The organism is Methanosarcina barkeri str. Wiesmoor (genome assembly GCF_000969985.1).
GTDB lineage: Archaea > Halobacteriota > Methanosarcinia > Methanosarcinales > Methanosarcinaceae > Methanosarcina > Methanosarcina barkeri_B.
In genome coordinates this window covers 376,562-389,829 of sequence record NZ_CP009526.1, presented here as the reverse complement: position 1 = coordinate 389,829, position 13,268 = coordinate 376,562, and the positions used below count along the sequence as shown (strand labels likewise).

Sequence of the window (13,268 nt, the reverse complement as noted above, 5' to 3'; positions counted from 1 at the left end):
ACCGAGGTCATCCCAAAACTTGAAATTTGCTTCTTGGACCTTGTATTTTGAATAATCAATCAAGCTCATGATCATGAAAATAATTCTGAGAATTCCCAATGATTAAGAGTAAAGCGGCTTTTGGGATAGGCTCACCAAGTAGATCTGAAAATCAGTATTAGGGTCGAAAATTTAGATAACATCCAAAAACGAGACTCAGAATAAATTAAACTCAGAATAAATTAAAAAATAACGACGAGAGGGGGACTCGAACCCCCGGGACGCAGAGCATCACGGGATTAGCAATCCCGCGCCATACCGGGCTTGGCTATCTCGTCACAAAGGACTTCAAGAAGCGCGTCCCCTTAAACGCATTTTATGTATTTAATCTTTTCCAGGGGAATGGTTTCACAGGGACTATTTTACACGAAGTATAATAGTTATGCTATAAAACTGAATCACCTGATATATTAAGCGATGAGCACGCCTCGGGTCGTTGAATCTTGGAGATACCAGGAGACTGGGACCTCTTCTCCACCCCGCAGCCCCGCAAGCGATAGTTGCCCACAGTAAGTCTGCTCCCTTCCGGGCCTCGACCGGTTTCCGCAGTTATGGTATGAAGACCTGCTCTCCAGCAAACCCGCATACCTGCACCATCCAAGCAGGACGGGGCTTCTCCGTTGAGATTCCAGGCTGGAGTCCCTTCGACGCATCTTCCCTTGGCTTCGTCCCCCGCGTATCGGCGATCTCGGGTTACAGGTAACGCCGGGCTACCCGGACTAGCTCATCAGCTATACAAAGTCACTTGTAATATATAAAGATATGCCAGTCATATCCCTCCCGATATCTGTTTTTCATAATGGGACATGAATGTTCAATAGTCCGTAAAAAAAGCAAAAAGGGTAAGACTATTGAGTGAGACTATTTTTTAAGCTGCTTGGAAATGTATTAAGATAAATTCAGGGGGGCTTAAAAAAAGGAGCTTAAAGTATGTAGGGAGGAATAAATCACCCTATTTATTTATACGTTATTTTTCAAAATAATATGTAAATAAATCTGAAACAGCTATATAGCACACCAAAGTATCGGTAAAATGGGGAAAATTTGGGGAATTTCTATGAGATGTGGAGTTGCAATTGACCTTGGAACAAGTGGATATCGAGCTCAAAAAATCGATCTTGATACAGAAGAGATCCGAAGAACAGTGATAACTTTGAGGAATCCTCTTCCTGGAGCGAATGTAATGGATCATATGGATTTCGCAATCCACTATGGCCAGGATCTCGCACATGGACTTTCTATAAATGCAGTAAAGAACCTATTCCAGGCTCTTGATGTGAAATGCGAAGAACTTGAAAGGCTTTCAATATGTGGAAACCCAATTCAGCTATCCATCTTTCAGGGGATAAACATTGAAGATCTGGCCTATGCAGGAGAACGGAAGAAAAAGAAGTACAATATACAGGAGCAGGACAGAAGCGCGAGAATCGTACATAGCAGCGAAATTCCCGAGCTTGATGAATATGACTGTGAAATCGTAGTTCCTCCTGCAATAAAACATGAAGTTGGGGCCGATGCCCTTGCCCTGATAATAAAATCCGGAATGCTCGATAGCGACGAAATTTCAATTGCCACGGACTACGGAACAAATGCAGAGATGGCTCTCAAAGTGAAGGATATTATTTATACGGGATCTGCAGCTGCTGGCCCTGCCCTTGAAGGACAGCAGATAAAACATGGAAACCTTGCGTCTCCTTACGTCATATCAGATTTTGAACTCGAGAATGGGGGATTAAGGAACTACGTCCTGAGTGAAGAAATGAAACCGGTTCTCGGAGATATAATAGATCCGGCAACCGGAGAAATCCTTGAGGAAGGTCAGATCAAAGCCAAAGGAATCACAGGTACCGGGGTCATAGCTCTGATAGAAAAAGGAATTGAACATGGCCTTATAGAGCTCCCAAAAATTAAAACTCCGGATGAGCTTATTCATTTGCAAAACCGAATGGATTTCTCTGAAAAAGACCTGAAGGAAGCCGGAAAAGCTATAGGCGCAATTCGCGCAGGGCATATTACGCTCTGTTCGACCGCAGGTATCGAAATGGCAGACATTGATACGGCTTATATGGCAGGTGCTGCCGGTACATATATGGATGCGGCAAAAGCCCAGAAAATTGGTTTGATTCCGTATGCAACAGGAAAGATCTCTCAGCTTGGAAACACTTCACTTGCAGTCGCCCGTGAAATCTTGCTGTCGGAAAAGAGATTGTGGGAGCTTCAGGACATTGCAAGTCAGATAATAGGCACACACATAATGTTTGCGACTGCTCCGGAATTCCGGGACGTGTATGTTCTTGAACTTGCGTACTGGGAAGAAGGTATGCCCTTTAAAATGTTCAAGAAATATCTCAAAAAGAAAGAGCTTCCAGGCCTAGGAGACCCGATACAGAATCCCATCATCGATAAACGTGTGGAGAGAGATATTCCAGTTCTTGGAGAAGAAGGACTTCATGTACTTGAAAGAGTCGGAACCTACATGACTATGGTTGTCGATTGCCCCGAGTGCAAAAAGTGTATTAAAGTCTGTCCAACTGGCGCCATATCAATTGACGAAGAAAACAGAATTATGATAAGCACTGACTTATGTGAAGGTGCCCATTGCCAGAAATGTATCCGAGCTTGCCCTCCGGAAAAATTTAACTGGGAAAATCTAGAAATTTTCAAACAGAAGCTGCAGGAATAAAAAATGGTTCAGAATCTCTGGTCAGGCAACTTCTAAAATCCCCAATGAAATCTAAAAATTTAGGTCAATAAGCAGCGTATACATACTAAAGAAGATCATTGGAAATAAGAAGAGATCTTCGGAAATAAAAAGAGATCGTTCTGGCTGGAGAAAATAATACCCTGCAACCTATTTTAAAATTGAAAAATTAAAAAATGTTGGAGGGACTAAGTTAGAGGGAATAAGCCTCACGAAGTTTTGCGACAAGTACTTCAACTTGTTCCACTGCAGTCCCTATATATTTATCGGGATTTACAAGATTCTCGATATATGTAGCAGTTAAATATCTTGCAATGTCAGGAGTTTCCAGAAGTACATTTTTGAAATGTTGTCCTGTATCGTGGGCTTTCATTGCTGCAGTCCTTACGAGCTCATGGGCTTCCTGCCTGCCTACTCCTCTTTTTGCGAGCTCAATCATCACAGCCTCTCCCATATTAAGGCCCCTTAGCAATTCCAGATTTCTCCGGATATTTTCAGGATAGAATCTCAGGTGTTCAATTACATTTATTCCTATCTTGAGGATGTGGTCCGTAAGCACACAGGCTTCAGGGAAAACTACCCGCTCGGAAGAAGAGTTGGTCAGATCTCTTTCATCCCACAGGGTATTGTTAAGGAGTTCGGGCTCGACCATGGCCCTTACAATTCTTGCAAGCCCGCACATCTGCTCAGACTTTATAGGATTGCGTTTATGGGGCATAGTAGATGATCCTACCTGCTTTTTTCCAAAACTTTCCTCAATCTCGGCAATTTCACTGCGCTGGAGAGTCCTGATTTCTATGCCTATCTTATCCAGAGTCGTGACTGTGTTTGCCATCCACATTACAAATTCAGCGTGCCTATCCCTCTGAATTATCTGGTTGGAAACATCCACAGCCCCGATTCCAAGGTACTGCATTGTAAGTTTCTGGATAAGAATCCCGGATTTTCCAAAAGCAGCCTGGGTCCCAACTGCACCTGTCATCTGCCCTACAGTTGCTCTTGGAGTGAGTTGATGGAGACGTTCCAGATGCCTTGAAATCTCCGAAGCCCATATAGCAAAACGCAGTCCGTATGTTGTCGGAACCCCTATCTGTCCATGTGTTCTTCCGCAGCAGACCGTATTCTTGTGGGCTTCGGCCTTGTCAAGCAGAACTCCTAGTAACGTTTTGAGTTTATCTTCCATAAGGTCGATTGCATCCTTAATCTGGAGAGCTGTTGCCGTATCTAGAATATCGTTTGAAGTGGCTCCGAAATGTACCCATTTTCCAGCGTCATCTCTGCACTGTTCAGAGATCGCAGTAACCACAGCCATCATATCATGATGGATCTCGGCTTCAATTTCGTCAACCCTCTCAGCTTTTACGGAAGAGATACTTTCAGATATAATCTCAGCCGAATCTGCGGGGATCAAACCCATATCCGCTTCGGCGCGGGCAAGGGCTGCCTCGACTTGAAGGAGCTTATTAAGTCTGTTTTCCTGGCTCCACACATGTTTCATTTCTGCTGTACCATACCGGTAGTCTATAGGATGAATCAACACATAAATCACCATTTATAAGACAAAGAAATTAAATAAACCCTAAAAGGTTAAATTAACCATGGAGTTATACTTAAAGCCTGAGGGTTTTAGCTTTAAATAACGATTTTAGCTTTAAATAACGATTTTAGCTTTAAATAACGATTTTAGCTTTAAATAACGATTTTAGTTGTAAATAACGATTTTATCTGTAAATAATTATCATCGTTATATAATTTCAATGTTAACTTTGACACAATCCAATGTCAACTTAATTATAGCCTCAACTTGGTTAAGCCACAGGGCAGAGAATAAACAACGTAAGCAATAAATAAGCTTTGAGTTAGCAGGATAAGAAAAGCGATGATTATCCTAAAAATAAAAGAAAGGAAGCTTACAAACTCAATAAAAGACGGACTTTTTTGATGAAAAACGTTATATCCCTTAACATCCATTAAGCGGGCTATATACCTTATCAATATTGAAAAATAATAGCAGGTGACAAAAATGGGTCGTTTTCCAGAAGCAGAAGAAAGATTATTAAATAAAAAAATTTGCATGCGATGCAATGCCAGGAATGCAATAAGGGCAACCCGCTGCAGAAAATGCGGTTACAGTGCTCTTCGGGTAAAATCCAAGGAATCTAAGGGAGCATGATCTTTTTTGCAGGTGGAAGCACACCTTCAGAAAATCATTGATCAGGAAGGAAAAGTTCATCTTACCCTTATCGATCCCGCTTCCCAAACGCCTGAACGAGCCGCTGAAATCGCCCTTGCAGCAGTCAAGGGAGGCACCGATGCCATCATGATAGGGGGTTCAACCGGAGCGTCGGGAACCCTGCTTGATGAAACCGTCATAAAGATAAAAGAAAAGGTAGATGTCCCAACCATTCTTTTTCCGGGAAGTTCAGCCGGGCTTAGCAGGTATGCAGATGCCGTATTTTTCATGAGTCTTCTGAACTCGAGAGATCTAGGGTATGTGATCACAAACCAGGTTATGGGAGCTCCGCTTGTATACCAGAGCCAGATAGAACCTATCTCCATGGCATACCTTATAGTTGAACCCGGAGGGACTGTTGGTTGGGTAGGGGACGCTAAACTGATCCCCAGAAAGAAACCTGAACTTGCTGCAGTATATGCCCTTGCAGGCAAATACCTCGGCATGCATTATACTTACCTTGAAGCCGGGTCTGGAGCTGACAAGCCTATTAACCCTGAGATGATAGGAGCTGTCAAGAAAGTTCTAGGGGAAAACAAACTCATTGTTGGCGGTGGAATTAGAGACGCAGAGGCTGCAAAACTCTGTGCGTCGGCAGGTGCGGATATGATAGTTACCGGTACCGTTCTTGAAGAAGTAAGGGACGTTACTGCAAAAGTAGCTGAGCTTGTGTCAGCCATAAAAAGATGAATCCTTATCATGATTCTAGATGTGCTGCCTGCTGTTAAGTATGAAATGACTTATTTAATATTTATCTAATATTTATTTGATATTTATGTAATAATTATTTAATATTTATTTGGTATTTATTTAAAACTTATTTAGTTTTTCTATTCTTTTAAATTACTTATTTTTTCAGGTTACTTTTTCTGAAGTGCAGTTTTTCTTTAACAAACAAAAAAAATAAAGTTTGTGTACTTGATTAATCAGACTTTTTTAGATCAAAATCAATGAAATCAAGCATTGAGTAACTCTTTCATACTGCAAAGCTCTTTAGCTCTAAATTGATTTGGGACATGTTGCAGAAAGTTTTGAGTTATTCTACTTACTTTTTGAGACTGTTCAAGTTAAATCACAGCAGCCGATTGTAATAAATAGTTATAAGGTAATATCTGATTCCTATTTTATTATAAATTATACTGGCGCAAAAGCATCCGAAAATTGCAGTGGAAAAGGTAAGTTATCACGTGCAATTGGTAGAATTGCAGGACAGATTTCGGGTCAGGCATTAACTTACGATTAACACTAAAAGGTATGATTATGCTCAGAGTTTCCAACCTGGTTAAAGATTATGAGGTACGTTCTGAAAAGATAAGAGTGCTGGACCATATTGACTTCACGGTGGAGGATGGAGAAATCCTCGGGATAACAGGTCGAAGTGGAAGCGGAAAATCGACATTGTTGCGCATCATCCGGGGAGTTGAGCCCTTTCAGGAGGGAACTGTGGAAGTAGATGGAAAAATTATAACGCCTGCTTCAGGGATTGAAGGAGAAAAATTTCTGAAGAGCGTAAGCGCAATACACCTACAGCGAAACTTCGGGCTTTGGAACGGGCCTGCGATTGAAAATGTTATAAGAAAGCTAAACTACCTCCGAGTTGGGTATGAATCCCTTCCACGAAATGAATATCTTCCGCACAGTGTAGATAATGATTACGACGAGTTGTTTAAAGAAGCAATGGAGTATCTAAAACTCGTGGGCCTGGAGGATAAGGCGCTTCATTCCACCAATTTTCTGAGCGGAGGGGAAAAACAGAGAGTTGTAATGGCAAGGCAGCTTGCCGCAAAGCCGAGAATCCTTCTTCTCGATGAACCTGTTACAATGACCGGGCCGGATACAAAACAGGAAGTTCTTGATGTAATAAAGAGCCTGAAAAAGAAGTTGAACATTCCAATTATAGTAGTTTCTCACCTCCCGGAAATTCACGCTTATCTTGCCGATAGGCTGATCTTTCTTGAAAACGGGAAAATTGCAGCCGATGGAGAAACATCTCTGGTACTTAAAAATTTCCTCAGGGATATGAAGCCAAAGGAAAAGCTTGCGGAACCCGAGAAGAAAGAGGTCTGCATCAAGGTTAAGGATATTTCAAAACGCTATTCTCTCATCAGGATGGGAGAAGTCCTGAATATCAAAGATTTTTCTCTCGATATTTACAGAGGAGAAATTCTTGCTTTTATTGGATCCTCGGGAGCTGGGAAAACAACCCTTATGAAACTCATGGAAGGGCTTGTAAAGCCAAAGAGCGGAACTGTCGAATATCTCTGCAACGGAGACTGGGTAGACGTCACCAGGTATAGCGAAAAACGCATGGAACTCCGTAGGATCATGAGTATTATGAACCAGGAATTCTCGATGTCTGTGAACTCCACGGTAAGGGAACAGATTCGGTTCAGGTTAAGCATGAAAAAGCAAGGTGCAATTGAACACGCAAGGAGTAAAGCCAGGGAAATGGGGATGTCGGATGAGACCCTTGATACTATATACCGTCTGCCTGACATGCCAGAAGAAGAGAAAGAAACAGCTCTGCGGGAACTCAACCTGAATGACACAATCTATTTTGATCTCTTTCCGACGATCCCAATAACTGATGTTGATGCCTATGCAAGGCCAGTGTTTGAAGCCCTTGACCTGCCAATGGAAATTCTTGACAAAACTCCTTACCAGATCAGCGGGGGTGAGCATGTCAGGGCTTTCATCGCCTTAAGCCTTGCAACTTCTCCCGAGTATCTTATGCTTGATGAGCCCTTCGGAGACCTTGACCCTGTAACTCTCAGGGATGTCACAAATTCTTTAAAAAGAATCAACGAACGCTTTGGTACGACCATTGCGCTTGTAAGCCACCACATGGACTTTGTTAGGGAAGTTGCTCACAGGACTATATTGATTGATAACGGAGCCCTTGCAATGGACGGAGAGCCGGCAGAAGTCTGTCAGGAACTGATCAACAGGAGCAATGCCCCTTACATGGAACACAGCCTGGAAGACCTTGTGGAAGGCGGTTTGGAGACTAAGTAATAGCAGCTAGAAAGAACACCAGAAGGTTTTTGTAACAACCGTTGCGCCGGTTGATCACGCCAACCATATTATTGCTGGTTTTTCGGTCAAGCCTTTTTTGAAAAGGGTTGTGATCACGCCGATAGGGTTTGGGAATAAATTCCTCAAACTCAAACGCAACCTTTGCACCAGCTGATCACGTCAACAATATCGTGTTTCTGGATTTTCGCTCAAGCCTTTTCAAAAAAGGCTTGTTTTTAATCTATTTTTATTATCCATAAGTCTGCAATTTCTTCATGTCTTTGCAGCACTGTTCAATTAACCTTATTTTCCTCGCACAGCCGGTCCCATTCTTCGTTCCCGAATTTTATGTACAGACTTTCAGGCACAATTGGTTTTTCAAGTTCCCTAATGGTTTTTTCTGAGAGTGTCTGGTTCTCTACAAGTTCTCTTCCTGCATATCTGAGGGCTTTTTTATACTTTCCCAGGAGAGGTTTTAGCATGATATTGTTTTTGCCTCTGAAGATTTCTCCTTCTCCTCTATAAATTTCAGCAATGAGCTCAGTGTGAAAAGTTCTTGCAAGCCGCTTGAAAAAAAGGCTTTCAACCTCAAAGTTTGTCTGGCTCGGCAACCCGGCGTTTGATATCACGGCAATTTTTGGAAGCTTTTCATAGCGTTTTGCATGCCTGTACTCTCCCATTTTGTCTTCTTCAAAATGAGGCACAAGCACAGGAGCAAGTCTATCTATGAAGTTTTTCATAACAGCCGGGATATTATCGAAATAGACGGGACATGCGAATACTGCGATATCTGAAGCCACAAATTTGGGAAGCAGATCATCCATATCATCCTTTATTGTGCAAATTCCAGGGGTCTTAAGCCAGCACTCGAATTTTCCCCTGCAATATCCAATTCTTTTTTCGATCAGAAAAATGTTTTCGGTTTCTGCCCCAGCTTCTTCTGCTCCTTTCAGGAATTCCTCTACCATAATTAGAGTGTTTCCTTCCCTGCCCTTATGGCTCCCGCTGAATACTGTTATTTTCATGTGTAATCCCCCTTTCCCCATTAATTAAGAACCTCTGAGCTGAAGAGAATGTTCTCAACAGCCTTTCTGATAAAAGACTAATTATAGAGTTATCTAATTATAGAGTTATGCGTTTTTACTTATTTTCTTCCAGTCATACCTATAACGTGATTTATCTTCCTTTCGTTCAGCGTTTCCAGCTTTTTTTTTCGTTACCGCCTTCAGCAAAATTTTTCCCGATAGACCAGGCTTTGCCTAGGTGTTCACCTATTCCCCAGTAATTATTATCATACATAGAAAAAACTATAGGCTCAATCTTCTCTATATCAGGGATTTCATTACAAAGATACCTTTCCTCTGCATAACTTTCAACAATCTCCCCTATGAAAACTTCACTCGCGCCTCCGAAATCCAGAATGTCTATAAGCTTGCACTCAAGATTCACAGGACATTCCCGGATCATCGGAGCTCTTTCAAGTTTTCCATAGAAGGTTTCGAAAATTTCGGATTTATCTATTCTTTTTCCGGAGACTATACCGCAGTAGTCCGTAGACTCCACCATATACCTGGAAGGAATATTTACACTAAAGCACTGGTTTTCCCTTATTCCTTCATTTGTATGGTGTATTTTCCCAAGGGTCACCGCAATCATGGGAGGGCTTGCCTGTACGACTCCGCAAAAAGCGACTGTCAGGTAATTCGGCTTTCCGTTTACACAAGCCCCTACGAGGGTAGTGGGCATGGGGTAAAGAAAATTTCTGGCTCCAATAGCCTTTTTCTCTCCAGTCTCCGTACTTTAGTCCTCCTTAAAGCTGCGCAGATCAATCTTACCACCGGCTTAAATTAATAGTACCAAATTCTGCCGGAAAAATTAAATCGAAAATCCTATTTTCAATTATTTTTAAGGTAGATAATTAGTATTCCGGTTTTTATCAATATATAAATTAGGACATAATTATTCAGAGAAAAATTCCCTACATAAATTTGAATACAAAAATTATTGCAGAGAAGTCTCCACTCTTGATGCCGTAACTCTCTTTGAAACTTCACATAATCCTAGCTTCAATTTTCAGATACAGTAGGAAAATACAGAATACGTTTACGAATAGTTATAGTTAAAAAGTGTTTCGTACGGTTCCATTTTGTATGGTTTCTTTTTTAAGATTTCCGAAACTTCAGTAAATATTAATTCCAGGATATATGATAAACTGCTTTTAAAAGAACATTATAAACGCGGATATTTCTTATATATGCTAGCAATATACATATAAAAAATGAAGAGTATGTATAAGTGTTATAAGTTTAGATCGAGGATTGTGTTGCCCTGAATTATTCAAATTATTTAAAGTGCTTAAGTTGACTGAAATTGCTGAACATTAAAATTAGTCTCTTTAGACTCTATCTCATACCCTATTCAAGCCCAGTTGCATAATACTTGAAACGCAATTAGAATATGGAGGGGAAAGATTTTGAGGAAAAATATTGCTGAAGACTCCGGACCTTCTTTAAAAGTTCCGCAGAGTCACCAGATCTCTGCCGTGTATGAGGACACCAAAGGATTGATAGAACTACTTGTTACCTATTTTAAGGAAGGACTTGAAGGGGGAGAATATTGCTTATGGGTTTCCCCGGATAAACTGGCCGCTGAAGAGGCAAAAAATGAACTTATGAAGGTAGGAGTGGACGTCGAACCTTATCTCACTTCCTCTCAGTTGGAATTTCTGCCGGCTAATCCGCTCCCGGAAGATCTTACTCTTCTTGCGTCAACAGTAACAGAACTCGCAGAAAAGGGATATAGAAAAACCCTTTCGGGAGGATTTTCAGGATTTAGAACAAATTTTGAGATTAAAAACGCCGGAAATTCTCTTAAACCCTGCCTTGAGACGTGTGGTAAGGCAATCGAAATAATGGCTTTGGAAAAGAATAAAAGCATCACATTTCTCTATACCATTCCTCTCGAAGAACTTTCAGGTAGAGTTCTGCTCGAATTAATGGAAGAAAGCAACGTTTTTACCAAAAGAAAAGGGAAATTGGAGAGTTTGAGAAGCCTGGAAGAAAAAATAGAGCTGAAAAATGAATTTCTCAAAGCAAAAAAAGATATAGACGCCTCAAACTGGGCTAAAAACGGGCTGATAGTTAACATGAACCATGAACTTCGGACTCCCCTTAACTCGGTAATAGGTTTCTCCGATTTGCTGCTGGAAGGGGCTTTTGGGTCCCTGAACACGAGGCAATCAAAATATGTAAGTAATATTCTCATAAGCGGAAAGAACCTTCTGGAAATTATCAGTAATCTACTTGATATATCAAGGCTCGAAGCCGGAGAAAAGAACCTTAACTATGAAGATGTAGATATTGCTAGCCTTTTAGGAGAGGTAAGAATGAGTCTTCTCTCATTTGCCTCAAGTAAGAAAGTCAGTATAGAAATAAAGGTCGATGCTTCTCTTGAGAACATCCGGGCTGACAGGACAAAGCTGAGACAGATTCTGTACAGTCTAATGAATAACGCTATAAAACTCACTCCTGAAAAGAAAAAGGTTACTGTAAGTGCCCTCAAAAAAGAAGGAATGCTCGAGATTAAAGTGTCGGATAGCGGAATAGGGTTGTCAAAAGAAGATCATGAAAGGATGCTTATGCCTTTCATTCAGGCAGATCTTTCCACAACCAGTGGGTACGGTGGAACTGGGCTTGGGCTTTATATTGCTAAAAACTTCATAGATATTCACGGAGGAAAAATCTGGGTGGAATCAAAAGGAGGAAAAGGCAGCACATTTATCTTTACTCTTCCACTAAATGGAAGGAATTAATTTGAAAGGAGATTGGCTAAAACCAAAAATGGTAATCGTTTGCACACTTAATCCAGAGAGAAGCAAAAAGGTTGAGTGCAGCCTGAAACTGCTCTATATGTTTCAGGAAATCTGTCTGAGTTGCACTACCTATATAACTTTCAATACATAATTTTTTCAAAAATGTTAGACTATTAATTTCTAGGAGCTTTTGTTTCCCTAAATGTTCATTTTCGGTTCTGTTTCTTCTTTCTGTAAACTAGCATACCTGCAACGGCGATGATAACAAGTAGTAATCCTGGGGCAAGTATTCCCGGACTCCCGTCTTGAGTTTCCTCGATGGACTGAATATACATATTGCTTACTATATTTTCATGCTTATTTATTCCGTTGCCGTAATTTGCTGAAAGTGTTAGATTTATAGGTTCGTAGGGGTTCCTTTTTGCATCGGATAAATCGTCTGTTACCGCATTAAATTCAATAGTAAAAAGCTCGTCTTGATTCATTGGCCCTATGAAATACTCAGCGGGGTAAAATATGACGCCTTTAGCTTCAGGTTTTATGCTTACAGAACTAAACTCGTTCGGATGAGTATTGGCTACATCGAACTCAAGGGTAGACTCGCTATTTACTATATGGAGCTCTTTTGAGGGAATTACCTTGACATTTGAAGAATCTACCTTGAGAGGAATATTCTTTCTGCTGTTGTAATCGAAGGAGTTACCCTCTATTGCAAGTTCAAGGTTATGAGTTCCTTCTGGAGCGTCTTCTGCAACTTTAACATTGAAAGTCAGTTTGATACTATCTCCAGGCCCTAGAATACCCATATCTTCATAGGGAGCATCAAGAACGATTATCCCATCAGATAAAGGTCTCAAAACCGCAGCCTGAATTCGAGCATTTGTATCAAAGTCGCTTCCATCAATAGTGACAGTAGGATTACTTGCAGTGTTCGTAAGAGTTACAGTGACAGTACCCCTGTCTCCGGGCATGAAAACCTCTGGGTCCGAAGCAACTTCCTTAAGTTCAACTGTACCTTTGCTGTTAAATGTTTCAGTGCCTATTCGTATATCAAAGCTTTTCTCACTCCAGGGGCTGTTTTTACCGGTTTTTGTTCTGATGTCAATGGAACGTACTCCTTTCTGCGCATTTTTGTCTACGAAAAGGTAAAACTCCTTCGTAGCAGTCCTGCCAGGACTGAGGACTCCAACATTCTGTAGGGCATTTGTCTCTGAATCAAGAGAAAAAGGATATTGAGGCACAACTTCGATGTCAACATTGTCAGCTTTATCTCCACCTACGTTTTCCACCTGAACAGTCAGATTCAGGTATTCTCCTATTTTTGCAGGATAGGGATTTGTTTCGACTATTGTAACTTTCAGATTGGCTCCCCCAACAGCTGCAGAGGCAGGAGCTACAAAAAACGAGGAAACTAAAAGTAAAGATAATACAAGAAGGACAAGTGAATTTTTGATTTTTGTCATTCTAAT

The 13,268-nt window shown here is 41.1% G+C and carries 10 protein-coding genes, 1 tRNA gene and 1 other RNA gene; 6 read left to right on the top strand and 6 right to left on the bottom strand.

All coding sequences use genetic code 11. From position 1 onward, the window contains the following. Window positions 1–232: 232 nt before the first annotated feature. Window positions 233–317, bottom strand: a tRNA-Ser gene (locus MSBRW_RS01740). Between the two features lie 137 nt (window positions 318–454). Continuing rightward, window positions 455–769, bottom strand: an RNA gene (gene ffs, locus MSBRW_RS20695) — signal recognition particle sRNA. A gap of 327 nt (window positions 770–1,096) precedes the next feature. On the opposite strand from ffs, the gene MSBRW_RS01730 reads away from it, so the two are divergent. Beyond that, window positions 1,097–2,722, top strand: a complete 1,626-nt coding sequence (locus MSBRW_RS01730; protein ID WP_011305701.1) for a methylamine methyltransferase corrinoid protein reductive activase — start codon at window positions 1,097–1,099, stop codon at window positions 2,720–2,722. Window positions 2,723–2,933: 211 nt separating this feature from the next. Here MSBRW_RS01730 and purB read toward each other — a convergent pair whose 3' ends face one another. Continuing rightward, a complete protein-coding gene (gene purB, locus MSBRW_RS01725) occupies window positions 2,934–4,280 on the bottom strand; it encodes an adenylosuccinate lyase (protein WP_011305702.1) in 1,347 nt (448 codons plus the stop codon). A gap of 483 nt (window positions 4,281–4,763) precedes the next feature. Here purB and MSBRW_RS01720 point away from each other — a divergent pair, with 483 nt between their 5' ends. The 4 genes from MSBRW_RS01720 (at window position 4,764) to MSBRW_RS01710 (ending at window position 7,988) form a co-directional block, all read left to right on the top strand. Continuing rightward, on the top strand, window positions 4,764–4,913 hold the full coding sequence (locus tag MSBRW_RS01720; protein ID WP_011305703.1) for a 50S ribosomal protein L40e: 150 nt from the start codon (window positions 4,764–4,766) through the stop codon (window positions 4,911–4,913). A gap of 6 nt (window positions 4,914–4,919) precedes the next feature. Then, a complete protein-coding gene (locus MSBRW_RS01715; protein WP_011305704.1) occupies window positions 4,920–5,663 on the top strand; it encodes a phosphoglycerol geranylgeranyltransferase in 744 nt (247 codons plus the stop codon). A gap of 319 nt (window positions 5,664–5,982) precedes the next feature. Next, complete coding sequence (locus MSBRW_RS21655; RefSeq protein ID WP_155398086.1) at window positions 5,983–6,216, top strand: hypothetical protein; 234 nt, start codon at window positions 5,983–5,985, stop codon at window positions 6,214–6,216. 17 nt (window positions 6,217–6,233) lie between these two features. After that, window positions 6,234–7,988 carry an ABC transporter ATP-binding protein gene (locus MSBRW_RS01710; protein WP_011305705.1) on the top strand — a complete coding sequence of 585 codons (1,755 nt, stop codon included), beginning with the start codon at window positions 6,234–6,236 and terminating at the stop codon, window positions 7,986–7,988. Window positions 7,989–8,281: 293 nt separating this feature from the next. On the opposite strand, the gene MSBRW_RS01705 is transcribed toward MSBRW_RS01710, so the two are convergent. Continuing rightward, window positions 8,282–9,013, bottom strand: coding sequence for a flavodoxin family protein (locus MSBRW_RS01705; RefSeq protein ID WP_048102554.1), 732 nt, complete (start codon window positions 9,011–9,013; stop codon window positions 8,282–8,284). Window positions 9,014–9,179: 166 nt separating this feature from the next. Next, window positions 9,180–9,734, bottom strand: a complete 555-nt coding sequence (locus tag MSBRW_RS01700) for a flavin reductase family protein (RefSeq protein WP_011305707.1) — start codon at window positions 9,732–9,734, stop codon at window positions 9,180–9,182. Window positions 9,735–10,461: 727 nt separating this feature from the next. Between MSBRW_RS01700 and MSBRW_RS01695 the strand changes: the two genes are divergently transcribed. Further along, window positions 10,462–11,799 carry an ATP-binding protein gene (locus MSBRW_RS01695; RefSeq protein WP_011305708.1) on the top strand — a complete coding sequence of 446 codons (1,338 nt, stop codon included), beginning with the start codon at window positions 10,462–10,464 and terminating at the stop codon, window positions 11,797–11,799. Window positions 11,800–12,005: 206 nt separating this feature from the next. Here the strand turns inward: MSBRW_RS01695 and MSBRW_RS01690 are convergent, their stop codons facing one another. Further along, on the bottom strand, window positions 12,006–13,262 hold the full coding sequence (locus MSBRW_RS01690) for a COG1361 S-layer family protein (RefSeq protein ID WP_011305709.1): 1,257 nt from the start codon (window positions 13,260–13,262) through the stop codon (window positions 12,006–12,008). Window positions 13,263–13,268 lie beyond the last annotated feature (6 nt).